Origin of the sequence: Methylomonas sp. LW13 (genome assembly GCF_016865255.1) — a bacterium.
Classification (GTDB): Bacteria; Pseudomonadota; Gammaproteobacteria; order Methylococcales; family Methylomonadaceae; genus Methylomonas.
Genome location: NZ_CP033381.1, coordinates 2485407 through 2510082, shown reverse-complemented (window position 1 = coordinate 2510082; position 24676 = coordinate 2485407). Strand labels below are relative to the sequence as shown.

17 protein-coding genes are annotated in these 24676 nt (G+C 49.0%); 8 read left to right on the top strand and 9 right to left on the bottom strand.

Features of this window, described 5'->3' with window-relative positions; all coding sequences use genetic code 11:
* Positions 1-35 precede the first annotated feature (35 nt).
* From JL719_RS11230 to JL719_RS11220, 3 genes are read right to left on the bottom strand one after another with little or no spacing between them, the layout of a single operon-like run.
* Entirely contained in the window at positions 36-764 is a 729-nt protein-coding gene (locus JL719_RS11230) for a DUF3581 domain-containing protein (protein WP_033156316.1), read from the bottom strand.
* A 15-nt stretch (positions 765-779) separates the two neighbouring features.
* The gene (locus JL719_RS11225) at positions 780-1103 is read right to left on the bottom strand and encodes a rhodanese-like domain-containing protein (RefSeq protein ID WP_033156317.1); all 324 of its coding nucleotides are present in this window, start codon (positions 1101-1103) and stop codon (positions 780-782) included.
* Positions 1094-2257: a pyridoxal phosphate-dependent aminotransferase gene (locus JL719_RS11220; protein WP_033156318.1), complete on the bottom strand. Its 1164-nt coding sequence runs from the start codon at positions 2255-2257 to the stop codon at positions 1094-1096. Before JL719_RS11220 ends, JL719_RS11225 begins: the two co-directional genes overlap by 10 nt.
* A gap of 110 nt (positions 2258-2367) precedes the next feature.
* Here JL719_RS11220 and dksA point away from each other — a divergent pair, with 110 nt between their 5' ends.
* The 4 genes from dksA to JL719_RS11200 are packed head-to-tail and all read left to right on the top strand — an operon-like array spanning position 2368 to position 6554.
* Positions 2368-2799: an RNA polymerase-binding protein DksA gene (gene dksA, locus JL719_RS11215; protein ID WP_033156319.1), complete on the top strand. Its 432-nt coding sequence runs from the start codon at positions 2368-2370 to the stop codon at positions 2797-2799.
* A complete protein-coding gene (gene gluQRS / locus JL719_RS11210; protein ID WP_174843471.1) occupies positions 2790-3695 on the top strand; it encodes a tRNA glutamyl-Q(34) synthetase GluQRS in 906 nt (301 codons plus the stop codon). Before dksA ends, gluQRS begins: the two co-directional genes overlap by 10 nt.
* 26 nt (positions 3696-3721) lie before the next feature.
* Positions 3722-5662 carry an acetate--CoA ligase gene (acs, locus tag JL719_RS11205; protein WP_033156321.1) on the top strand — a complete coding sequence of 647 codons (1941 nt, stop codon included), beginning with the start codon at positions 3722-3724 and terminating at the stop codon, positions 5660-5662.
* Position 5663: 1 nt separating this feature from the next.
* Positions 5664-6554 (top strand): DMT family transporter, encoded by an 891-nt coding sequence (locus JL719_RS11200; protein ID WP_201799034.1) that lies wholly within the window; start codon positions 5664-5666, stop codon positions 6552-6554.
* A gap of 25 nt (positions 6555-6579) precedes the next feature.
* Here the strand turns inward: JL719_RS11200 and JL719_RS24055 are convergent, their stop codons facing one another.
* Positions 6580-6867, bottom strand: a complete 288-nt coding sequence (locus tag JL719_RS24055) for a hypothetical protein (RefSeq protein WP_033156322.1) — start codon at positions 6865-6867, stop codon at positions 6580-6582.
* 358 nt (positions 6868-7225) lie between these two features.
* Here JL719_RS24055 and JL719_RS11190 point away from each other — a divergent pair, with 358 nt between their 5' ends.
* On the top strand, positions 7226-8749 hold the full coding sequence (locus tag JL719_RS11190; protein WP_101052280.1) for a DUF4301 family protein: 1524 nt from the start codon (positions 7226-7228) through the stop codon (positions 8747-8749).
* 333 nt (positions 8750-9082) lie between these two features.
* Positions 9083-10402 carry a TolC family outer membrane protein gene (locus tag JL719_RS11185; protein WP_033156323.1) on the top strand — a complete coding sequence of 440 codons (1320 nt, stop codon included), beginning with the start codon at positions 9083-9085 and terminating at the stop codon, positions 10400-10402.
* Between the two features lie 473 nt (positions 10403-10875).
* On the opposite strand, the gene JL719_RS11180 is transcribed toward JL719_RS11185, so the two are convergent.
* Positions 10876-11013 carry a hypothetical protein gene (locus tag JL719_RS11180; protein ID WP_165385952.1) on the bottom strand — a complete coding sequence of 46 codons (138 nt, stop codon included), beginning with the start codon at positions 11011-11013 and terminating at the stop codon, positions 10876-10878.
* A 488-nt stretch (positions 11014-11501) separates the two neighbouring features.
* Here JL719_RS11180 and JL719_RS11175 point away from each other — a divergent pair, with 488 nt between their 5' ends.
* Both JL719_RS11175 and JL719_RS11170 read left to right on the top strand, forming a co-directional pair.
* Positions 11502-12449, top strand: coding sequence for a reverse transcriptase domain-containing protein (locus JL719_RS11175; RefSeq protein ID WP_033156455.1), 948 nt, complete (start codon positions 11502-11504; stop codon positions 12447-12449).
* 2 nt (positions 12450-12451) lie between these two features.
* A complete protein-coding gene (locus JL719_RS11170) occupies positions 12452-13825 on the top strand; it encodes an ATP-dependent nuclease (RefSeq protein ID WP_033156324.1) in 1374 nt (457 codons plus the stop codon).
* Between the two features lie 181 nt (positions 13826-14006).
* On the opposite strand, the gene recD is transcribed toward JL719_RS11170, so the two are convergent.
* From recD to JL719_RS11150, 4 genes are all read right to left on the bottom strand, one after another.
* Positions 14007-15980 carry an exodeoxyribonuclease V subunit alpha gene (recD, locus tag JL719_RS11165; protein ID WP_033156325.1) on the bottom strand — a complete coding sequence of 658 codons (1974 nt, stop codon included), beginning with the start codon at positions 15978-15980 and terminating at the stop codon, positions 14007-14009.
* A complete protein-coding gene (gene recB / locus JL719_RS11160; RefSeq protein ID WP_033156326.1) occupies positions 15977-19648 on the bottom strand; it encodes an exodeoxyribonuclease V subunit beta in 3672 nt (1223 codons plus the stop codon). Before recB ends, recD begins: the two co-directional genes overlap by 4 nt.
* Entirely contained in the window at positions 19645-23136 is a 3492-nt protein-coding gene (gene recC, locus JL719_RS11155; protein WP_033156327.1) for an exodeoxyribonuclease V subunit gamma, read from the bottom strand. Before recC ends, recB begins: the two co-directional genes overlap by 4 nt.
* 106 nt (positions 23137-23242) lie before the next feature.
* A complete protein-coding gene (locus JL719_RS11150) occupies positions 23243-24619 on the bottom strand; it encodes a GGDEF domain-containing protein (protein ID WP_129871387.1) in 1377 nt (458 codons plus the stop codon).
* Positions 24620-24676: the final 57 nt, after the last annotated feature.

Here is a 24676-nt window from a genome sequence, read left to right as displayed (position 1 = left end):
TGCCAGCCCATGCATGCGAACGGCAGAATATCTGATTACGCGGTGGCTTCCGCAAGATTACCTAAATAGCCATGTTTTCTAGCCAGATACTCGTCTACAAAGGCTTGCATCGGTTCGGCTTCATATTCGCGTAAACCGCTGACCGCTAGCTTCTTGAATCCGGAACCAACCACTTCGTCACCGCATTTAATTTGGAAATAAAGATACGCAGTGGCGCGCTTGCCGTTGACTTCCATTTTCGGTTCCAGCATTTCCAGACGCGGTTCGTGAAAGTCCATCCGGTTTAAGCTCAAGGTCATGCTTTCATAGATCACCAAAGGCCGGTCTATATTGAACATGACTTGCTCTTTGGCCAATAAAGGTACCAGCACATAAGGAAAGTTCTGCCCGGAAAACGCCACGTAGTCACGAATTAACGCTTCGATTAAAGCCGGATCGCGGATCACATCGCCGGAGCGCTCGATCTGCAAATAAGTCTTGCCTTGGTTGTCCGTAACATCGATTTTTTCGGCGTCGTCATCTGGAAAATTCAACAACACACCATGACCGACCATTCCGGAAAAAATGAAGTGCATGTTTTGGCTAAGGCCGTATTTGTCCAAAACCAGCGAGAATAATAAATCGCCCGGCACGCAAAAACGTTTTGCGTCTTCGTCGTGCAAGGGGTTGAAGTCATGGGCGACTTCCTTGGCAAACATGCTGGCCTGCGCGGCGCTAATAGCCACACTGCCATCCTGAATGGCATAGTATTCTTTTAGGAACATAGCTTTATTTATTGTTTAGTAACGTGGAACAGACGGATCGCAAATCACGGACCAGGCGTCGATGCCGCCCTTCAAGTTGAACAATCTTTGTAGCCCGGAATGCTGCAAAAAATGGCAGGCTTGCTGGCTGCGCATACCGTGATGACAAATCACCACCACGTCTCGGTCAGCCGGCACTTCGTCGAAGCGCGCGGGTATTTGTTGCAGAGGTATTAACACGCTACCGGCTATCTTGGCATAGGCAAATTCGTGGGGCTCCCTGACGTCCAGTAAAAATACCGACGGATCGTCTTGCAAATGTTGTTTTAGCTGCTCTGGCGTGTATTGGTTTATGGGCATATGAATCTTTCCAGTCTTAGAAGCGCGGCGGCCATTCTATCGATTGAGGCGGTATATGCAAATCGAATGTGTTGGTTAGCCAGATACTGACCAAAGTCTTTGCCTGGCGTTACCGCCACTCCTTCCTGTTCGAGCAGCTGCTTGGCAAACTCAAAACTATCGTCGGTAAACGCACTGCAATCCGCGTAAATATAAAAGGCCCCTTGTGGTTTGCAGGCAATTTTAAAACCCAGCCGTAACAGGTTGTCGTAAAGAAAATCCCGGCGTTTCTCAAACTCGTCACGACGGCGATGCAATTCCGCCATATTTTCAGCGCTGAAACAGGCCAAAGCCGCGTATTGTGAATGGGTAGGTGTGGAGATAAAAATGTTTTGCGCCAGTTTTTCCACCGCATCGATAAAATCTTCCGGCACAATCAACCAACCGATACGCCAGCCGGTCATGCCAAAGAACTTGGAAAAGCTGTTGATGATAAATACGTCATCGCTGAACGCCAAAGCGCTGCTGACGGTTTCGCCGTAAACCAAGCCGTGGTAAATCTCGTCCGAGTAAAAACAGCCCCCTAAAGCATGCGTCTGCTGAATCGCAGCGCGCAGCGCATCGTTACCGATGACGGTGCCGGTAGGATTGGAAGGCGAAGCGACTAATACGCCTTTGCTGGCTGGCTGCCAGTGCTGTCGAATCAATTCGGCGTTGAGTTGATAAGCTGTTTCGGCGCCAACATTCACGAACTGAGTCTTACCGTCGAACAATTGCACGAAATTATCGTTACAGGGATAACACGGATCGGCCATCAAGATTTGTTCGCCCGGATTTAAACTAATCCCAAACGCCAGCAAAAACGCGCCGGACGCGCCGGGGGTAATGAAAACCCGTTTCGGATCCAGATTTACTCCATATTGCGCTTGGTAATAATCGGCGATGCTTTGACGCAATTCCGGCAATCCGGCTGCAGCGGTGTACTTGACTTCCCTACCCTGCATAAACGCATTTCCAGCGGCTAATATTGCCGGTGGTGTTTCGAAATCCGGCTCGCCGATTTCCATGTGAATAATATCCCGGCCTTCTTGTTCCAGTTGCTTGGCGCGCTGTAATAATTCCATCACATAAAATGAGCTGATGCCGCGCATTCGCTCGGCGACGTGGTGTTTCATGTCCAAATTCCGTTAGTAGAAAGCACCTTCATAATAACAAACTTCTTGCTTGGCCCCGGCTATTCTGTTAAAAAGCCCCGATTTTTTTATAGACCGCCAGGAGTCATTGGATGAACAATACTAACCCTGCCGCATCGGAATTTACTTTTAAGCCTTATGAGGAAAAAGAAGGCGAAGAGTACATGAACGAGGCGCAGTTGAGCCATTTTTCCGCCATTTTAAACAAATGGAAATCCGAGTTAATGATGGAAGTGGATCGCACCGTCCACCACATGCAGGACGAAGCGGCCAACTTCCCGGATCCCAACGACCGGGCCACGCAGGAATCAGAATTCAGCCTGGAGCTGCGCACCCGCGACCGCGAACGTAAGCTGATCAAGAAGATCGACGAATCATTGAAGGAAATTGAGTCTGGAAACTACGGCTATTGCGAAACCTGCGGTATCGAGATTGGTATTCGCCGTCTGGAAGCCCGTCCAACTGCTACCCTGTGCATCGATTGCAAGACACTCGATGAAATCAGGGAAAAACAATTGGGTTAACTCTGCCCACGGCAACATCTTATATCGGCCGGTTTGCGCCCTCGCCTACCGGCCCACTTCACCTCGGTTCTCTATACACCGCACTTGCCAGCTATCTGGATGCCCGTCAGCATAAAGGGCTATGGCTGTTACGCATCGACGATCTCGATACGCCGCGCAATATGCCAGGCGCCAGCGAAGAGATCCTAAATTGCCTGCAAAGTTTTGGATTGCATTGGGACGGCGATGTGGATTACCAAAGCCAGCATCTCGACCAATACGAACAAGCCATTGCTGAATTGCAAAACCGGCACGTGCTTTATCCTTGCACATGTAGTCGCAGCTTATTGGCGAATTCGACTTTGATTTATCCGGGCTATTGCCGCAAAAACCCGCAATCGACTAATGCACCCCATGCGCTACGGGTAAAAACGGCCGAAATTTCAATGCGCTTTGTTGATGACTTACAGGGGGAAATCAGCCAAAACCTGGCAGGCGAGCACGGCGATTTTATCGTCAAGCGTAAGGACGGCATCATTGCTTACCAATTAGCTTGTGTTGTTGACGACCACCGGCAAAAGGTCAATCGGGTGGTGAGAGGTTACGATTTATTGGATTCTACCCCTAAACAGCTGTATTTACAGCATTTTCTAGGTTACCCGACGCCGCAATACATGCATATTCCGCTGATTGTCGACCAAGAAGGCCATAAGCTGAGTAAGCAAACCCGAGCGCAAGCCGTCAATCCCAATCAAGCCGGACCAACCTTGTTTCTGCTGCTAACCTTACTCAAGCAAAATCCACCACCCGATTTGCGGCTGGCCGCAATCGACAGTATCCTGGAATGGGCCATCGAACACTGGCAAGCCGAGCGTTTGACGAGCACCCAAGCCGTTTCTGCCTTACAACACAGTTAATAACGTTCAAAGAAGGAGGTTACGTTATGTCAGACCAAAAAATTTATCCGGTTAATCCGCAGATTGCCGCCAACGCGCATATCGACTGTGCCGAGTACCAGCGTCTATATCAGCAGTCGATAAACGAACCGGAAACTTTTTGGGCTGAACAGGCCGCCGAATTTTTGGACTGGCATCAGCCTTGGCAGCAGGTACTGCAATACGACTACCCCAAGGGCGAAATACAGTGGTTTCTGGGTGGCGAGCTCAATGTCACCGTCAACTGCCTGGACAGACACCTGGAAAAACGCGGCGACCAAGTAGCGATCATTTGGGAAGGCGACGATCCGGCGCATGATCGTCAACTGACCTACCGCGAATTACACACCCAAGTTTGCCAATTCGCCAACGTCCTGAAAGCCCATGGCGTACAAAAGGGCGACAGAGTCTGTATCTATCTGCCAATGATCGCGGAAGCTGCCGTGGTGATTTTGGCCTGCGCGCGCATCGGCGCGGTGCATTCCATCGTCTTCGGCGGTTTTTCGGCCGATGCCTTACGTGATCGCGTCATCGACGCCGATTGCCGGGTCTTGATCTGCGCCGACGAGAGCTTTCGCGGCGGCAAAATTGTGCATTCTAAATTGAATGTCGATAAAGCCGCCAAGCAATGCCCCAACTTGAATACAGTGATAGTGATCAAGCATACCGGCCATGACATCCCCTGGACCACAGGCCGCGACATTGATTATCGCGAAGCGATGCAATCCGCATCGACCGATTGCGAACCGGTGATGATGGACGCCGAAGATCCGTTATTTATCCTGTATACCTCTGGTTCCACCGGCCAACCGAAGGGTGTGCTGCACACCACCGGCGGTTATTTGCTGTATGCGGCCATGACCCATAAATACGTGTTCGATTACCAGGAAGGCGATGTTTACTGGTGCACGGCCGACATTGGTTGGATCACCGGCCATTCCTACGTGCTTTACGGCCCATTATGCAATGGCGCCACCAGCTTGATGTTTGAGGGGGTGCCGACTTACCCGCATCCCGACCGCTTCTGGCAAGTCATCGACAAACATCAGGTCAATATTTTTTACACTGCGCCAACGGCCATTAGAGCGCTGATGGCCCAGGGCGACGATTTTGTCACCCGCACCAACCGCAGTTCGCTCCGCATCCTCGGCAGTGTTGGCGAACCGATCAATCCGGAAGCCTGGGAATGGTATTACCAAGTAGTCGGCAATAAACGCTGCCCATTGGTGGATACCTGGTGGCAAACCGAAACCGGCGGCATTCTCATCACCCCCTTACCGGGCGCGATACCGTTAAAACCCGGCTCAGCCACATTGCCGTTTTTCGGCGTAAAGCCGGCGATACTCGATCCGGATGGCAATATCCTGGAAGGCGAAGCGGAAGGCGTGCTGGTGTTGACCTATCCCTGGCCAGGACAAGCGCGCACTGTTTATGGTGACCATGCGCGCTTCATCGACACTTATTTCGCCAAGTTCCCCGGCTATTATTTCGCCGGTGACGGTGCCCGCCGCGACAAAGACGGCTATTACTGGATTACCGGCCGCATCGATGACGTGCTGAACGTCTGCGGCCACCGCTTGGGCACAGCAGAGATCGAAAGCGCGTTAGTATTACACGACTTGGTAGCCGAGGCTGCGGTGGTCGGCTTCCCGCATCCGATCAAAGGCCAGGGCATTTATGCGTATGTGACTTTAAACGTGGGTATCGAGGGCAACAGCAGCCTGAAAGGCGAGTTGAAAGACTTGGTACGCGAGGAAATCAGCGCTATCGCCCTACCCGATCTGATTCAATGGGCACCCGGCCTACCCAAGACCCGTTCCGGCAAAATCATGCGCCGCATCTTGCGCAAAATCGCCGCCAATGAATTTCACGATCTTGGTGATACCTCAACCTTGGCCGATCCTTCGGTCGTTGAGCAATTGATCGCCAACCGTCTGAAATTGCCTTAAGGTGAAAACACGGCTGGCTTTAGCCTATTTCGGTGTCATTCTGGTCTGGACTACCACACCGCTGGCAATCAAATGGAGCAGCATCGGCGTCAGCTTCGTCTTCGGGGCGATGGCAAGAATGAGCACCGGACTGGCTTGCCTGCTGCTGTTATTGTTGCTTTTGCGCCGGCGTTTGCCGCTCAACCGCCCTGCTTTGATCACTTATCTGGCAGTGGCGATACAGCTTTACGGCAGCATGCTGATTACCTATTGGTCCGCTCAATTCGTGCCATCCGGCTGGATCTCGGTAATTTTCGGATTAAGCCCGTTCATGACCGCTTTCATGGCGGCGACATATTTGCAGGAACGCAGCCTGGGTTGGGGCAAGTTATTCGCTTATTGTTTGGGTATGGGTGGGCTGGTGGTCATGTTCAGCTCGGCACTGGAATTGGATGAACTCGCTCTGCAAGGCCTGATCGGCGTGCTGGTGGCTACCTTCATCCACGCGGCTAGCGCGGTGTGGGTCAAGCAGATTGACGCACGTCTACCGGCTTTACAATTGGTTACGGGCGGATTGTTAATCGCGGTGCCCTTGTATTTCGGCACCTGGTATTGGTTGGATGGCGGCTTATTGCCGGAAAATATTCCACAGCAAACCCTGTATTCCATTGCTTATCTTGGCGTGATTGCCACCACCCTGGGTTTTGCTTTGTATTATTTTGTGTTGGCCAACATGCAAGCCACCAATGTGGCGATGATGAATCTGATGACCCCGGTAATGTCCCTGGTGCTGGGTTATAGCGTCAACCAGGAACCGTTGACGATAAAAACCATGGCCGGCACCGCACTGATTATGTGCGCACTATTGATTTACGAAATCGTCAATCGCCGACAACAACGGAATGGCGGGTAATCGCCATTCTGTTGTTGTCGGCGAACTAAATTTTGCTAACGCGCTGCTGCATGTACGCGGCAAATTTTGATTTAATTTCCGGGTGCAGCAAACCGTATTCAACATTAGCCAACAAGAAACCGAATTTTGATCCGTAATCGTAGCGATTACCTGCAAATTCGTAAGACAGCACTTGCTCGTCTTTCATCAACTCGGCAATCGCATCGGTCAATTGAATTTCGCCGCCTGTGCAACGGCCGGTATTTTCGATTTTTTCAAAAATCGCCGGGGTCAGAATATAACGACCAACAACAGTGATGTTAGACGGCGCCACTTCATTTTGTTTAGCTCCAAAGCTGATGCATTGTTACCATATGATTATAATAAAGAGTTATGCCGAACGGTAACTCATACGGGAATCAATCGGGTATCAGTGTTTTCTAACCTGGGGACGATTTTGGTAAAGGCTACGGAGTCGGATACCACAACCACAATCCCCACTATGGACAGATCAATGCCCTGCTTCAGCGGAAAAGAGGATTTCTTTGATCATGGCGGTTATCTGCAGCATTGGCTTGCCGCTATTTTCTCATCTGATGATTTGTTCGAGGCACCCAAATGTAGCTGTACTTTTGTCCTATAATTAACTGCGCAGATAAATATTACAAAACTTTCAACATCAAAATTACAATATGATGCTATCAAATAACGATTTACAGCAAATTAGCGAAAAATGTATTTCAGAATCACAAATTGTTTATCAGCTTAAAAGTTTTGAAACGGGTTTCCCGTTTTTGAAAATTATTAATGCTGCATCACCAGAGCAGGGTATTACCATTGCTTCGGATGCACAAATTAATGAGTTGTTGGAAATATGGGATGCTTATTTAAAAACCGATGCTTCAATACTCAAATTTGTTCCTGCATCGGGTGCGGCCAGTCGTATGTTTAAAGATTTATATGAGTTTTTGGATGCCGATTATGCCGAACCAACAAAACCTGCTGAAATTAAATTTATTACCGAAATTAAAAACTTCGCTTTTTACGATGCTTTGAACGAATGTTGTTTGAAAAATAATAATAAAAGTATTGATGATTTGATCGAAAATGGAGAGACGAAAGCCATTGTGTCTAATTTATTAACCAGTAATGGCTTGAATTATGGTGCATTGCCTAAAGGCTTACTTTTATTTCACTCATATAACAACGAAAAACGTACTTCGCTACAGGAGCATTTGGTGGAAGGTGCATTGTATGCTTCTAATGCATCGAATGAAGTAAATATTCATTTCACAGTTTCAGCTGAACACCGGAAACTGTTTGAAAAACATGTAAATGATACGCTTCCTGAATACGAAAATGTACTGGGTAAAAAACTCAACATCAGTTTCTCAGAACAAAAGCCATCGACTGACACTATAGCTGTCGACGAACAAAATCAACCATTTCGCGAAAATGGAAAATTAGTTTTTCGTCCCGGAGGACATGGCGCTCTTATTGAAAATCTGAACGATTTGAATGCAGATGTGATTTTTATTAAGAATATTGATAATGTGGTTCCTGATTCGCTCAAAAGCCAAACAGTTAAATATAAGAAAGCTATTGCAGGTTTATTGATTAAACTTCAACAAAAAGCGTTTGAAAATCTTCAATTATTGGATAAAGAGAATATTTCTATTTCAAGCTTACATGAAATTGCTCTGTTTTGCGAAAAGGAACTTAATAATATTCACCCTGAAATTAACAAATTGAATGAAAGTGAATTAAAACAGTATCTAAAGTCAAAACTAAATCGTCCGATCAGGGTTTGTGGCATGGTTAAAAATACCGGAGAGCCTGGTGGCGGTCCTTTTCTTACTGTAAATGCAGATGGAACAGTGTCCACTCAAATTCTCGAAAGTTCGCAAATTGATTTATCAAATCCTGCTGAAAAAGCTAAAATGATGAATTCAACGCATTTTAATCCTGTTGATTTAGTATGTGGAGTGAAAAACTATAAAGGCGAAAAATTCAATCTTTTACAATACGTTGATAACCAAACCGGATTTATTTCATCGAAATCGAAGGGTGGTAAAGAATTGAAAGCTTTAGAGTTGCCCGGACTTTGGAATGGAGCCATGAGCGATTGGAATACAATTTTTGTTGAAGTTCCTATCGAAACATTTAATCCGGTAAAAACAGTGAACGATTTGCTTCGTCCTGAACATCAAAAATAAGATAATTTGTTTTAAATTAAAATTATTGAATCATATTTATTCAAAAGGTTTATCACATTTTTTGTAATGAGCTTTGTTATCTGCATACTTATTTTCTCGATGCAGTTTCTTTGGAAACATGGCGAATTTAAAAGTGATGTGCGCGATCTTTCTTTAACCTGCAGTTGCTATTTTCTACTCCGTATAGGTTAGGATGATCAGTTCCTTAAGGTTTTACTTTGACGAACGGGTGATGTGTGCCTAACCTTATGGCAAAATTAAATAAGCACTGTAAGGTCTTTATTTTAGGCGATAATGTAAGTTTATTCCCAACTCTCAGCACGAGATATAGCAATGATAAGACTGTTATGCACCTTTTTGGTAGCATTGATACCGGTAAAACTGGCTTTTAGTCAGGATTTGCTGGAAACCTATCAGCTAGCGAAAGCCAATGACCCGGAGTTTAAAAGCTCGGATATCAATAAGCTTGCTACCGCCGAGATCAAGTCGCAAAGCATCGCGCAGATGTTGCCGAATCTTTCCTTCAGCGCCAACAGCAGCCGCAATCGCCTGGAAAGTACCAGCTTTTTGGGAACCACATTGCAGCATTACTGGGACAGCAAATTGGGTATTAATTTGAAACAACCGGTGTTTCATTGGGACCATTGGGTGCAGCTCGATCAAGCCGATAACAAAATTGCTCAGGCGGAAGCGCAATTCCAGGCCAAACAACAAAGCCTGATCCGCAGAACCGCCGAAGCGTACTTCAATATATTGGCCGCGCAAGATAATCTGGAATTCGCCAACTCGGAAAAAAAAGCCATCGAAAAACAATTGGAACAGGCCAAACAGCGGTTCGATGTCGGCATCATCGCCATCACTGATGTTTACGAAGCCCAAGCCGGTTATGACAGAGCCCTGGCCAGCGAGATCGAAGCACAAAACCTTTTGGATAACAGCAAGGAAGCCTTGCGGGAAATCATAGGCGAGAACGCCGCCGATCTGAACAGCTTACAGCCGCAAATTCCGCTTAGCCCCCCAGCACCCGAGGACTTGGCGTCCTGGTCGAATACGGCGGAAAACAATAATTTCTCTATCGTCGCCCAAATTAATCAAGCCGAATACGTCCGCAAAAACATCGAATTACAACAATCCAAACATCTGCCCACCCTCGACATCGTCGCCCAATACAGCGAAATGGACACCGGCAACCGCTACGGTTTACGCGGCGACAATGAAAGTTTCGGATTGCAACTCAACCTGCCTTTGTACGAAGGCGGTGGCACCTCTTCCCGCAGCCGCCAAGCGGCCTACGAGTACGAAGCCGCCAAGGAAGATTTGACTAAAGTAAAACGCAGCATCAATCGCGGCGTCAAAGACGCATTTCGCGGCGTGGTGTCCAGCATCAGCAGAGTCAAAGCACTCGATGCGACCAGCAAATCCGCCGAAATGGCCATGGAAGCTGCCGAAGCCGGTTTTGAAGTGGGCACCCGCACCATGGTGGACGTGCTCACCGAACAGCGCAATTTATACAAAGCCAAGAGCGATTACGCCAGAAGCCGCTACGACTATCTGATTAACGGCATCAAACTCAAGGAAGCGGCCGGCAGCCTGAATGAACAGGACCTGGAGCAAATCAATCAATTTTTGCAGGGAACGCTGAGTAAGAACTAGCCTACCAGTTGAGTGCTCAAGGCCGCTCATTAACATTACCGGTTTCGCCCCCCCCAATGCTGGCCGTTATTGGCACAACCATGTGCTTACCATGCAGGTTTCGGCTATAAGCGGTAAATGTCCAGCCGAAAGCAGGCTTAGGATTATTGAGTTTCCAAACCTTTGCTATTGCGGGAAATAAATCGGCTTTAACGTTTAGCGCATCCTCAACGGCTAAGGCCGCATGCAGCCAAGATCCGGCGGCAAGCAGCCCGCCGGAGCCTTAATCGATTCATGCAAGCCTCGGAATCATCCCGTCATCGCTTTTAGCCTTGCGCGCAAGCCTTTTAAGCTCTCGCACGAGACTTTTCGCTATCGTCGCAAGGCTTTTTGGGTTGCGCGCAATTCTAAAAGCCTTGCGGACTCACTTAAAAGCTTTGCGGGCAACACAAAATCATTTGTTCGCCGGGCACAACGCCTAGCGTGCAAGGCTATTAAGCTTGCGCACAAGCTATTTTGCTATCCTCGCAACGCTTTTGGGTTTGCCCGCAACCCACCAAGCCTTGCAGGCAAAGCAAATTGATTTGCTCGCCCGGCAAAATGCCTTGCGCGCAAGGCAGTTTGGTTTGCATGCAAGAGAATTTGGCTTTCGCGACTAGCAAAATGCGATTCTCGTTTGGCTCCAAGGCTTACTAACGGGGAACAGCTAACCGCCCTGCGGAAACTATGGCATCCGTTCGGGAATTGGATACAGTCGATCACATTATTTGTGGTGGGGTTTGACGGCCATCGGCCAAAAGCCGTCTGACGGAATAGAAGTGCCAATGACAAATGTCCAGCCCAAAGCAGCCGTAGGGTGTGGTGAGTTTACGAACCGCACCAATCGCGAACGATGCGCTTCACACCGTGAAGCACACCCTAAGGCACTGAAAGCAAAAATTTAAATTGTTTTGTCTTTTAAATTTAAAAACGATATACTCAGAACCATGCTAGTGACTAGGAGTATCTCCAGTCATAAATACTAGCCTCTACCTGCGTTTAGCCTAATTTATCTTGCCCGAACTCTTTCAGAGACGGGCAAGTTGAAATTTGAGGAACAATGCCTTTTGGTATAGTTCAAATGAAAAAAACATCTATTTCCCTCCGAGAAGCTTTCGATTCTACCTTTCATCAGAAATTTAATTTTGATGACTTCTTAAGTTTGAATATTTCTCAAGAATACAAGCAACTTTCAAACGAAAAAGTCAATCCGTCTCTAAAATTAAAAAAATATCTGCGTTTTTTGAATAGTTTTGTCTTTGACTATGCCAAAATAAATGAAAACGTCGTTCATTCTTACAGACACGAAAAAAGCACTTACACGGCTGTAGTTCCGCACTGCCATAGCAAGTTTTTTTTTCAAACAGATATAAAAGATTTTTTTCATAAAATTTCAAAGCAAGATGTCGAAAAAATAGTAGACACTGCTTTAGATAAAGCTCCAATATACGACATTAATCGATATAAGTCCGAGTTATTAAATATAACAACGATCGACGATGTTTTGCCTGTTGGCTTTCCAACCTCTCCAAATATTAGCAATAGTTTTTTATCATCTTTTGATGATACTCTTGAAGGGTATTGCATAAAAAACAATATAATTTATACCAGATATTCCGATGATGTTATTTTATCATCAGAATACAAGAATTCTTTAATTAATATTCAAGATGTAATCTCTAATTATCTTAAAGAAATTTATGATGGAAGAATAGAAATAAACACATATAAAACCAAGCACACTCACAAAGGAAGTAAAATTAAAATACTCGGGATGGTTGTTTTGCCATCCGGAAAAATTTCAGTTGATATTAAGTTTAAGCAGCATCTTGAGATATTATTTCATTTTTATATCAACGATAAAAACAAGTTTGCCGATTATTTAAAAAATCATTACCAAGGCGACTTTAGCAAGATTTCTGGCCAACTAAATCATATCAATACAATTGACAAGTCGTATTTAGATAAACTGAGAAAGAAATACGGTAATTTCATTGTTGATAGTTTTCATCATCAATCTATTGATTAACAATGGGAAATGAGTTCATTTGTATACTGTTTGATGTTCAACACATAAAGGAATTGTTTTTTCGCATTGAATTATCAAACAAATTAATGTGCATTGTTGGAAAAAATAGCACAGGAAAAACAACATTAATTCGTGCCATAAAAAATCTAACTTCTACAAATACGTTTGCAAAGACAGCATCTCCCTATATCTTTAAAGATACCAGCAGCATTCGTTATGTAATTGATGGCGAATCATATGATTTTCAGTACAACCCAAAGCTTCAGGTTATTGATACTAAGGCAATTATAAGCGAAAAAATAAAACGGAATATTTACGCAGAACTACCTATTCCTCACGGAGAAAGGTTTAATCATTTTCAAAAATTATCTGAAATAGATGGAGAACTGAGAAAAGGCATATCATTAAAAGAATACTCCACACCTGGTGAATTAATTGAATTTCTTTCAAAAATATATAACTCTGATAGATTCAAAAACTTAAAAGAGATAAAAATAAAGGGAAGATTATACTATTTTTTTCTAAAGGCAGACGGCTTTTACATTAGAGAGGATTATCTAAGCTCTGGTGAGCACTTCATTATCAACTTGTATAGAATTATCAAGCGAAATTGCAAGTTGATTGTCATTGATGAAATTGATATATCATTAGATGCTTCGGCACAAGTTAATCTAATTTCTGAATTAAGATGCTTTTGTGAGCAAGATAAAGTTAATATTGTTTTTACTACGCACTCGCTAGCATTGATGAAAACATTGAAAGACTCTGAGCTTTTTTATATGGAAAACAATAATGCCGAGGTTTCCCTAAAAGAAGTGCCTTACAATTATATAAGAAGTGAGCTTTTTTGTTTCCATGGACGATGGGATAAATATATTCTAGTGGAGGATAAGGTGTTAGAGCAGTATCTTTCTCACTTAATTAGCCAGCTAGAAGTAGCACCATTTTTTACCTATAAAATAATTTATATTGGCGGCGCTAGCAATGTTATTGATTTAATGAAGCGCAATGAAACGGCTAGCTTTTTTTCATCCCCAGAAAATGTAATTACCATCCTTGATGGTGATAAAAAGGAAGAATGTAAAAACAATAAAAATGTTTTTTTTATTCCATTTGATAGTGTTGAAAAACAATTCTCAAAGCATTATAGACAAACTGAAAGAGATGGCTTGCCAAAAATTACCGAAACATATCAAGGCACAAAAGAGAAAGAAAGAATAAAAAGGCTATACGAAGATTTTACACATCAAAGTTATCAACGTTCGGCAATTATGACAAATACTCAAATTTTTGATTTTATAAATGAAAGAAAACAAAATGAGTTTGAACAATTTAAAAAAGAATTGATTGGTTTTTTACAACGAAATCCCACTTAGACACCGTATTGCTATCAGTAAAGCGGTCGTAGAATCGAACACATTTAAGGTCTGTTTTGGGTCGGTTTCAACAATTCCCCATTTCCAAAAACCATCATTCGGCAGTGGCATAAGTCTCTCTGAATCCATGGCCCAAACTATTACCCCAAAAAAACCACCAACATAGGTTGTTGCTTTACCGCTATTTACGGCAAGTCAATATAGCTTTAGCAAACACCCCGTCACTGCTTTCCAGCAAGCTAAAATGCTCCTTGGCGCGGGTGATGCCGGTGTAAATTAATTCGCGGGTGAGCACCGGACTGATGTTTTCCGGCATGACCAAGGCCACGTGATTAAACTCAGAGCCTTGCGACTTATGCACGGTGATGGCGAAAGCGGTTTCCACGTCCGGCAGGCGCATTGGCGAGATCCAGCGTATTTTCAGATTGGCCGACGGCTCGTTACTGTTGTCGGCACTGGGAAATGCCACTTTAAGTTTGCCGTTACTGTCTCGCAGCGCAATGCCAATATCGCCGTTCATTAAGCCCAGGTTGTAGTCATTGCGGGTGATCATCACCGGCCGGCCTTCGTACCACAGCGCCTGCTTGGCTTTGGCAAACAACCATTCTTCAATGCGCTGATTTAGGCCTTCCACGCCCCACGGTCCTTTCCGCAATGCCGACAACACTTGAAACGCATCGAAGGCGGTCAACACTTGCATGGCCCATTCGTCGTACCGCTCCGCACTGTCCGGCCGGCCATTACTGATTTGCGCCAAATAATAGCCATAACCTCGGCGGGCTGCGTCCCCGCTATTAATCACCAGCTTTCTTAACAAACTACTGGCGGCGTCCGGGCTCGGGTGTTGCCGTAAGGCGATATATTCTGCATGTGGTTCGGGTAACAAATCCGGGTACTGTGCCGTGTCAGCTAAGATGGCCTGAGCCTGCAAAGCATCGCCCTGATTCACGGCTTTAGCCAGTTGGCCGATGCCGCTATGTGCATCGAAACGATGACTGTGCCGCAACATGACGGTTTGTTGATTGATGGCAGAACCGGGCGCTGCCGCAGGTTTGAGCGATTCGCTGGCATAAGCGCCAATCCAAGCTAGCGTTTCCGCATCATAAGCGGCGTGTTCGGCACCGCGACATAAATCTCCCATCACCGAACCGGCCTCGACGGATGCCAATTGATCCTTGTCGCCCAATAAGATCAATTGAGTGTTTGTCGGTAAGGCTTCCAACAGCGACGCCATCATTTCCAGATCTATCATCGACGCCTCATCGACAATCACGATGTCGGCGACGATAGGATGGTGGCGATTATGCAAAAAGCGCCGCGAATCATGCCGGCTGCCCAGTAAACGGTGCAAGGTGCTGGCCTTTCGGGGAATAGCTTGTTTGATATTGTCGTCGATAGCCAATTTGTCGAGTGCTTTAGCAATCGACTCGCTAACCCTGGCCGCCGCTTTCCCGGTCGGCGCCGCCAGTAAAATATTCAGATTTTTGGGTTTCTCGCTCTCCTGTTGCGCCAGTTCAATCAACAAGGCCAACAATTTGGTCAGGGTGGTGGTTTTCCCGGTACCCGGCCCGCCGGTGATAATGGCAAAGCGCGCCCGCAACGCCAAGATGCAAGCAATTTTTTGCCAATCCGGGCTTTCCAAGCTCGCGGGAAACAGCGTTTGCAAGCGTTCCGCCAAGGACGCCGGCAGCTGGTCCCGCACCGGTTGCAAGAGCTGCGCGACGCGGGATTGCAGTATTTGTTCATAGCGCCAGTAACGCCGCAAATACAGCCGATTGCCCGCTAAAACCAACGGTGTATCGCCTTCCCCTGATGACACGAGTCTTGATTGCGATAACGCCGCTTGCCAGACTTCAAGACTATACACTTTTAAGCGCGCCAACTCGGCCGCCGCCGTGTCCCGCTCAATGGCCCAAGCGTCATCGGCCGGGATAGCCAGCGTCATCCCCGGCTGCTCACAGAGTTTTGCCAAGTCCAAATACACTTCGCCTCTATCCAGCTGATGGCTGACCAAGGCCCCTGCCCATAGCATCGGGTCAGACGCCGCCGGATCGAGATCCAGCAAAAAACCGACGAAGGCCCGATTCAAATGACTCAACCAGCCTTTCGCTACCCAGTGTTGCATGCTGTCTATTACCGCCGCTTGCCGGATCATGATGATGCTCCAAACAAGGCATCCAAGCGCTCGATCAAGGCCCTGGGTGGTTTATCGAAAACACACCCTACCCTTGGCCCTTGCGCGCCTCTTAAAAACAAATACAGCCCCCCACCGATGTGCGTCTCGTAGTCGTAAACATTGCCCAGCCTGACTTTCAGCAAACGATGCAAGGCCAATAAATACAAGCTGCATTGCAGATCGTAACGTTTAGCTAACATCGCCGCAGTCAGGGCTTCCTGCGTATACGCCGCATCGTCGGCACCCAAACTGTTGAATTTATAATCGACCACGTAGTACTGCTGATCATGCACGAACACCAAGTCGATAAAACCTTTTAACAGCCCGTTTACTTGGCCGGGCAGTAAGCCCGGGCGGGCTTGTCCGCCGAAGGTGTGGCGGCTGACTAAGCGATCCAGTTCCTCAGTGTCCACGGTATCGGCGCCCAGCAGAAATTCCAGCTCGGCTTGATAGGCATTAGCTTCTAACGCAGCCAAACTAACATTGGCGTCCTCCAGCAAGGGCATGTTCAACCAGTGCGACAAGGCGGAACCGATGACGGCATGTTTGTTCTCCCATTCGCCTCCGACAAATCGTTTTTGAATCAATTCTTGTCTTAAGGCTGGATTTGCCGAGACGCTGGCAAAACCGCGTTGCGCGCACTCCTCCAGCAGATCGTGAATCAACACGCCGGGACCGGCGCCTCTGGGCAAAGCGTGGACACCGGACAATGGCTTACTGAGCGCAGCAGCAATTTCGGCTTCGTCGTTTTGCTTATCGTCGTGGGCGGTTTCAAACTCCGGCAAGGGCTGAAACGAATCTTCCGCAGGCGTCAGGCGATCCGCGATGTGCAAAGCGCTATAACTGGCTATCCACCAATTACTGGATATTTTGCCGAGCGGCACGCGCGCATCAAAGCCACCCCTTTCAACCAAGACCGGGCTATAGCGCGCGTCGTCAATTTCCGGTAAGGGCGTTATCGAAATCGCGCCACAGCTGCCTTTCAGTTCAATTAATTGCTCCGCTAAGGCGCTGATGGGCATTTTGGCCTGCCAGTTAAGCAAGGCGCCCATGGCCGATTTTTCCAACTGGCAATCCTTGGTACTGCCGGATTTGACCGGCGCAATACCCAACCAACAAGCATGCCGAGCTCGGGTCATTGCTACATACAGCAAACGCAAATCTTCCTGCAACCGCTCTTCGTCGCTGATGGCTTTAATGCGTTCTTGTTTATGCAAGTCGATTTGTAAATCTTGGTTTTCGTCGTGATAACGATAATAGGCATTGAAGCGGCCGCCGACTTCCCGAAAGCTGCAAATAAACGGCAAAAACACCAGCGGATATTCCAGGCCCTTGGATTTATGAATCGTGACGACTTTAATCAGATTGGCATCGCTCTCCAGCCTGATGATACCGTCATCGCCGGCTTGGCTACCGCCCGCCTCTATCGCCTCAGCCAAATACCTGATCAGGGCTTGCTCGCCTTCCAACTGCGTGCTGGCGCGTTGTAACAATTCGGCCAGATGCAGCAGATTGGTGATGGAGCGTTCGCCTTCGCTGTCGTCAACCAGGCGGGCGTGTAAGCCGTAATCGTTAATCAATTGCCGCAGCGCGGGCAAAATGCCGTCGCGTTGCCAGCGTTGTTGATACGTCAGAAAGCGTTCCAGATGCAATTCCCAGCCGGGTTCGTCCAAGGCCAGTGCGTGCAGCGCTTGGTAAGACCAAGCGAAGGTCGCCGAACTTAAGGCCGCACGCACTTTGCGCTCATTACGCGGCTCAGCCAGGGCATTTAACCAAAGCAACATGTCGACCGCTTCGCCGCTGGCAAAGATGGAATCGCGTTCGGACAGATAGACACTGCGCAAGCGTCGGCGCGCCAAGGCGTTGCGTATCGCCGTTGCTTCGGTGCCGCTGCGAACGAGGATGGCGATGTCCCCAGGCTGCAAAGCCTGCATGCCGGATGTCGAGCTAAACCCGGTCTGCCCCGCATCAGCCGCGTTCAACAATTTGACAATCTGGCTGGCAGTCACCTCCGCCAGTGTTTCCCGATAAGCCGGCATGCCGACTGCGTCCTCACTATCCCAATGCCACAGGGTCAGCGCCGGAGCAGCTTGATTATCGATAACCCAGGTTTCATTGCGGCCTTGGGCCTTGACCGGCAGAAAAGGTAACGGATTATCTTGTGCTGTTTTAAAGCGGAATGCGCCCCGTTCTTGCTGATCGGCTTGCAAAAACACCTGATTCACCGCATCGACTAAAGCCTGGGTGGAACGGTAATTGGTGCCCAGGGTGTAATGCCGGCCTTGGGTGTCGCGGTGAGCTTTAAGATAAGTGTAAATATCCGCGCCGCGGAACGAGTAGATAGCTTGTTTCGGGTCGCCGATCATCAAACACGCAAAATCTCCGCCGGCTGGCGTGGCGTAGAGCGTGGAAAAAATCCGGTATTGCAGCGGGTCGGTATCCTGAAACTCGTCGATCAAAGCAATCGGATACTGCTCGCGAATCACCTGCGCTAGCCTGTCGCGATTGCGGCCTTGCAGCGCGTTATCCAAACGAATCAGCATGTCGTCGAAGGTCATCCTGGCGATGCGCTGTTTTTCAAAATCGTAACGCTGCCTTATCCAGTGCACGGCGTGTTTGATCAGCTCGACTTTTAAACTCGGCAGTGCCGCCAGTTGCGCGGGCAAGCGACCAATCGCCGCGAAACCCGGATGATCCGGCGGGATTTGCCCGGGGTTGGCTAATTGCGCCATGCCGGCCGGCGACAGATTCTCAAAACCCTTGCCGATGTCCAGCGTGTCTTGCAAAGGATCCAAACTCCATGCCTCGATTTTGTCCAGCCAGTTGCGGCGGTTAGTAGAATTGTAATTTTTTGCCGGCAGCACTTTGCTTTCGATAGCCGCCTCCAATAGGTCGCGCACTTCCGGCAGCCAACTTAGCCAAGGCGCTTTTAAAGCCTGTAGTTCAGTCTGCCGAATGGACGCCACTGCGGCAATCAAGGCCTTGATGGGCTGACCGTCGGCCAAGCTAGACGGTATCGGCTCGGCGTTGCTCAGCAGCGAACGCACCGCCAGCAGTAATTCGTCCGGATGCTTGAACAACGTATACAGGCTAGCAAAATCGGCATCGTTGGACATGTCGTAATAGAAACTGCGCCAATAATCCCGCACCACTTCATTCAACAATTCGGTGTCGTCGGTATTGACCTCCTGCCGAAACAAACTGCCGCTATCAAAAGCATGTTGTTGCAACATGCGGTTACACCAACTGTGGATGGTATAAACCGCCGCCTCGTCCATCCAGTTGGCCGCCAACTCCAAGCGGCGGGCACAGGCCGGCCAGTCTGCTTCGGGATAAGCGGCGCGGATGTCTTGTAAGAAGTTATCCTTCGTCGGCAATTGCTGACGAAAAAACCGTGCGGCCTGGCTCAAGCGCTCGCGTATCCGTTCCCGCAGTTCCTTGGTGGCGGCCTCGGTGAAGGTCACCACCAAAATATCCGGCGGCAATAGATACCGGCTGGGTTCGACGCTATCAGGATGGTGTCCCAGAATTAAGCGCACATATAAGGCTGCGATGGTGTAAGTCTTACCGGTGCCGGCGCTGGCTTCGATCAGCCGCGTACCCGATAACGGAAATGCGAGGGGGTTGAGTGGGACAGCAGTGGTCATACCGACGCCTCCCCTGCCGCTGGTAATTCGCGGATATGCGCCAACATCGGCCGATACAGGCTATCCGCCCAATAGGCAAAGCCCTTATCCGCGTCAAACTCAGTCAAACTGGCAAAGTTTGGAAAGAAGCGCGCCAGATAAGCGTCGTAATCAACTTCACCGGCATTCCAGTCGTCGCCCTCATATCTGGTTTGGGCTTTTTCCCGCGCAGTTTCCGGCGAGGCGGCAAGCCAACAAAATGCGCTGCGGCAAGCCACCGGCAACGGCGCTTGCATGCCGTCGTGATAAGCGGCAACCAAGTCTCGCAACTGCCGGTAAGCGTCGTCTTGCTCGACAACGGGCATTTCAAGCACCGTATCGGCACCGACAACTAAGGTGTTTACCGGCAAACTAGCGGCGCAAGCCGCCAAATGCTGCAGCCACTGCAAAAATAAATTCGGATACTTGATGGATTTGTCCTTATTCAAAAGTGTTTGCGCCGTCAAATGCAACAGACCGGCTTGCTGGTTGCGCTGGCGCAGTTGACTGAGATCGCCGGTCAGTTGCACCGTCACGTCGCCGGCCAATGCAAACGGCGCAAGTTGCAACACATGCGGTTCTAAAACCTCTGACCATGCCGAAACCAACTCACGATATCGCTCCCAAGCCGTTTTGACCGGCTCGGCTAAGGCGGCGAAACTCGCCTGGGCAAAACCACCCAAGGGCAATTGGCCTTTCTGCGTCATCACGGCCTGCTGCCTGCTTAGGTATTCTTCCAAGTCGTCCGGATGCTCTGCGGTTAAATCTTGCAGTAATTCATCGCTGAATAAATAGGCTTGTAGATTATCGACTCCAAACGGCTCGCAGTCTTCGCTGGTAACTGCCAGGCTATCAAAGCCAAATTTGAGGGTTTGATTACAAAAACTTTTCACCGGCGCGCGCAAAAACCGCGCAAGTGATTCCAGGCTCAAAGCGTAGGTTTTATCATCCGAGCTGGAGACGATTTGCCCGTTAAGCGGCTGAGCGGCGGCTGGTACAAACCATTCCCTCGCATAGGTAAATAGACTGGGATCGCGGTGTTTTTGCACATAGGCTGCGCTAAACGGTTGCAAGGGATGCGCGAGGGTAACTTTCTCCAACAACGCGGGCTTATCGGCAAGCGCCCAGCCCTGCGCCAGTACATCGCGTAATTGACTAATCAGCACAGAAGGCGGCCGCTCGCTGTTATCGCGGATACTGCGCCCTACCCAGCTGATATACAGCTGTTCGCGCGCCGACAGCAACGCTTCCAGGAACAGGTATTGATCGTCTTGCCGGCGCGAGCGGTCGCCGGGGCGGTATTGCCCGCGCTGGCTCATCAAATCGAAACTGCGGGCCTGTTGATTGCGCGGATAGTCGCCGTCGTTCATGCCCAACAGACAAATCAACCGAAACGGAATGGCGCGCATCGGCATCAAGGTACAGAAATTTACCCGGCCGCTGAGAAAGCGTTGATGCAAGGACGGTTCGTCGACGCCAGCCAGCCAGGCCTCGCATACCACATGAATGGGCAATAAATCCGCACTGTTTAAACCGGCTTGTTCGCAATACCTGGACCAATTGGCCAATGAACTTGTCAGGGTATCCAGGGTTTTTCGTTCGCGTTCGTCGCTTGCCTGAAAAAAGTCGCTCAGCAGCTCGGATAATATTTGCTGCCATCTACTTGGCGCATGTTCCTTCCTTAACAGCTCAGCGTATTTTTCCAACGTTTCCAACAGAAACGCCAGACCGCCCAGCCATTGCGCATCCAGGCCGCCGATTTCTTCGTAAGGTTGAATCTCATCGAATGCGGCACCGGCGCCAACCGCATATCCCAACAACATGCGCCTCAGCCCGAACTGCCAGGTATTGGCCTGCAAGTTTGCGGGCATACTCACCCGTTCCGTGCGCTGCCGGGCGTTCAAGCCCCAGCGGATGCCGGATTCTTCGATCCACTGATGCAGTTTAGGTATAGCGGTTTCGTCAATCTTAAACCGCGATCGCAAGGCCGGCAGTTCGAGCAAGCCTAGAAATTCGCTGACCGCAAACCGCGATTCCGGTAAATTCAGCAAGGCTTCCACCGCAAGCAGCAGCGGATTTTGCCCACGCTGTTGCTGATCGGCCAGACTGTAGGGAATATAACGTGGATCGTCGCTTTGAATTTGCCCAAACACCGCGTGGATATGCGGCGCATAGGTATTGATGTCCGGCACCATGACAATGATGTTGCGCGGATATAAAGGCTTGCCATTTTGCTGCGCACTATCGAAGCGCGCCAACAGTTGATCGTGCAGAATTTCGACTTCACGTTGCGGACTATGGGCGATATGAAATTGGATAGACGTATCGGCGCTAGCCAGTAAAACCGGCTGCTCGGGCAAGGGCTCCATATCCAGTATCGACTGTTGCAGATGTTGCAGCAAACTCCGTTGCCCCGCTTCGCCGTAGTCCTTGAACATGTCGATTTTACTATCGGGCCAATGCCAGTTGGCATAGGCTTGGGTTTCATCGAAATGATCCAGCAAACGAATATAATCCCGGCCCTGTTTACCCCAGGCGGCCAGTAAAGGCGGCGCCTGTAGATGCAGTTCCGCATCGCTTAATGCCGCGCTCATCCCCGATTTATACGTCTGACGGCGGCGCTCGGCTTTCAGCAGTTCCTTGTCTTCGATGATGTCGGCCCAATAGTGCTGACACGGGTTATGCACAAACAACACGATCTGACAAAACCGCCCCAATTTAGCCAGCACTTCCAGCGATTGCTGCGGTAGGGAAGACAGACCGAATAACACGACGCGGCGCGGCAGGCCGGCAGGCCGGACAGTCAATGTGTCGATTCTAGCCATGAACTGGGCATGCACCGCTGCCCTACTGGCGAACGGCGAGGACTCTTCGCCCAAATCTTCAAGCACGGCCCGCCACAAAGCGGCTTGCCAAAGTTGCGCGCTGGGTAACGGTTTGCTTTCACCATGGCCGTTGCGCAACACATCCTGCCCCGCCGCCCAATCCGACACCCAATCGGAGCGATACACTTGATATTGATCGAACAGGTCCGCCAGTTGTTCGGCAAGTTGGTGTCGTTTGCGGCAATGGCTGTCGTCAGTCAAAAAACTGGCGAGGGTTTCGAAGCCGGGTTGTTGCAACAAGCCCGGCAACAGTCGATATAAACGCCAGATCAGCGGGTCTTTGGCTAAGGGTTGCTCGGTGGGAATCTGCTCGCCCAATACGGCTCGGTAAACACTCCAGATAAACAAGGACGGCAATTGCATTTTCATCGCAGCGGCAATGCCCAGCGCGGAATTTTGCGCCAGACTTTGCTTCAACCAATGCCCCATGCCGTTGCTCTGCACCAGAAAAATCTCGTTTTCCAAGGGTTGCAAGGGATGCTGTCTGAGCCAGTACTCAACCACATCGCGAAGCTCTTCCAGTTGATTGGAGTGGATGACGGCTATGCCGTTATCTAGGGTGTGGGCGTGACCTGCTGCGGGCATGTAGGCTCAAATAGTTTAGGGGGCGTGCGTCTATTATCGCCGCTTTTGACCGGACCATCGAGACCTTGCGAATTAGCCGCAATACAGTCTTAGCTATCTATGCGTTTCATATCGGCATGACAAGATGTTGGGTCGGACCAGACGAGGTATCGGCAACCACCCGATTGCGGCCTTGATGCTTGGCAAGGTATAGCGCCTTGTCGACGCGATCAAGGAATTGGCTTTCGTGCTCGGTAATGGAAAACTGTCCGACGCCTATGCTGATAGTGACTTGTATCTGCTCGACGAAGGAATGGTCTTCTATCGTGGTACGCAAGCGATTTGCAAACTCGACGGCATCCTGAAGAAGTGTATGCGGCAGCAAAATCGCAAATTCTTCCCCGCCCCAACGAATGGCATCGTCGCTGCATCTGACCACGCTCATCAGTTTCAAACTGATGGCTTTCAAGATTTCGTCGCCGATCAAGTGGCCGCGTGTATCGTTAATGTGTTTGAAGAAATCGATGTCCAATAGCAACAGCGAAAACGCCGGGGCATCGTAACGCCGCATGCGGCCGATTTCATCTGCCAGCCTTTTATCCAGCATCCGTCTATTGCCAAGTCCGGTGAGGGGATCGGTCAACGAGGATTTTTCAAAGCCCTTGGCCTTGGCGTCCAGAATAGCCACCAGCTCTTTGAGTTCACCGGCATGATGTTTGATTAAATCAATCCAGGTGCCATAGGCAAATCCCACCAGTTCACTCTGCGTAACGACGCCTACCAACTGGTTTTCCTGATTCACCACGATGGAGCGTTTGATGTGACAGGTTTTTAACTGCGCGAGCGCGTCTTGAATAGTTGAACTGACCTGGGTGGTAATGACCGGACTCGTCATGTACTCCAGGAGCGGTCTGTCGGTGGTATCCGCAGCGGAAATCAGTTTAAAAATATCCTTGGTGGTAATGATGCCAATCGGTATTTTGGCTTCGACCACAATGATGGAGTCCTCCATTTTTTGCAGATGGTTCAGCACATCGTCCAAAATCCAGTCTGCGGTAAAAGTGACAGGCTCTATTCTGGTCACCAACTCGCCGATGGTTTTCTTTTGCACCAGAACGGTAGGATCGACCGCCGATAAAATGTCGGTATCGGTCAATATCCCGACCAGGCTCTCCGCGGAATCCACGACACCTAGATACCGGTCGCCATTGTTTTCAAGGATTTCGAATGCGGTCAGAATACGTTCATTTTCGAAAACGCAGGTCATCTTGCGTAATGTCAATTCAGCCAAGGTGGCATCACTGCTGCCGCCCGCGTGCAGATGCCGCAGCAAGTCTTCAACGGAAAATACAAAATATTCGTCGCCGATCTCCAGCACCACGCTGCTGACGTTATGCTGGTCTATCAACTGCGAGACCGAACGAATAGTCATATTTAACGTCGCGCGCAAAAGTTGTTTTTGCGCAATCGACCCAACCGTTGGAAAAATTGTAAATTCAGTCACGAGCGTCTCAAATTTGGCTATGCCTTGCGGTTATTGCTGGCCGAAAAGGGTTTGTTG

Excerpts from the sequence above, each read along its gene's own strand:
- JL719_RS11190 (WP_101052280.1), top strand. The coding sequence starts at position 7,226 with ATGATGCTATCAAATAACGATTTACAGCAAATTAGCGAAAAATGTATT.
- JL719_RS11225 (WP_033156317.1), bottom strand. The coding sequence starts at position 1,103 with ATGCCCATAAACCAATACACGCCAGAGCAGCTAAAACAACATTTGCAA.
- JL719_RS11170 (WP_033156324.1), top strand. The coding sequence starts at position 12,452 with ATGGGAAATGAGTTCATTTGTATACTGTTTGATGTTCAACACATAAAG.
- recB (WP_033156326.1), bottom strand. The coding sequence starts at position 19,648 with ATGACCACTGCTGTCCCACTCAACCCCCTCGCATTTCCGTTATCGGGT.
- JL719_RS11175 (WP_033156455.1), top strand. The coding sequence starts at position 11,502 with ATGAAAAAAACATCTATTTCCCTCCGAGAAGCTTTCGATTCTACCTTT.
- recC (WP_033156327.1), bottom strand. The coding sequence starts at position 23,136 with ATGCCCGCAGCAGGTCACGCCCACACCCTAGATAACGGCATAGCCGTC.
- JL719_RS11185 (WP_033156323.1), top strand. The coding sequence starts at position 9,083 with ATGATAAGACTGTTATGCACCTTTTTGGTAGCATTGATACCGGTAAAA.
- recD (WP_033156325.1), bottom strand. The coding sequence starts at position 15,980 with ATGATCCGGCAAGCGGCGGTAATAGACAGCATGCAACACTGGGTAGCG.
- acs (WP_033156321.1), top strand. The coding sequence starts at position 3,722 with ATGTCAGACCAAAAAATTTATCCGGTTAATCCGCAGATTGCCGCCAAC.
- JL719_RS11230 (WP_033156316.1), bottom strand. The coding sequence starts at position 764 with ATGTTCCTAAAAGAATACTATGCCATTCAGGATGGCAGTGTGGCTATT.
- JL719_RS11220 (WP_033156318.1), bottom strand. The coding sequence starts at position 2,257 with ATGAAACACCACGTCGCCGAGCGAATGCGCGGCATCAGCTCATTTTAT.
- dksA (WP_033156319.1), top strand. The coding sequence starts at position 2,368 with ATGAACAATACTAACCCTGCCGCATCGGAATTTACTTTTAAGCCTTAT.
- JL719_RS11180 (WP_165385952.1), bottom strand. The coding sequence starts at position 11,013 with ATGCAAACCAAACTGCCTTGCGCGCAAGGCATTTTGCCGGGCGAGCAA.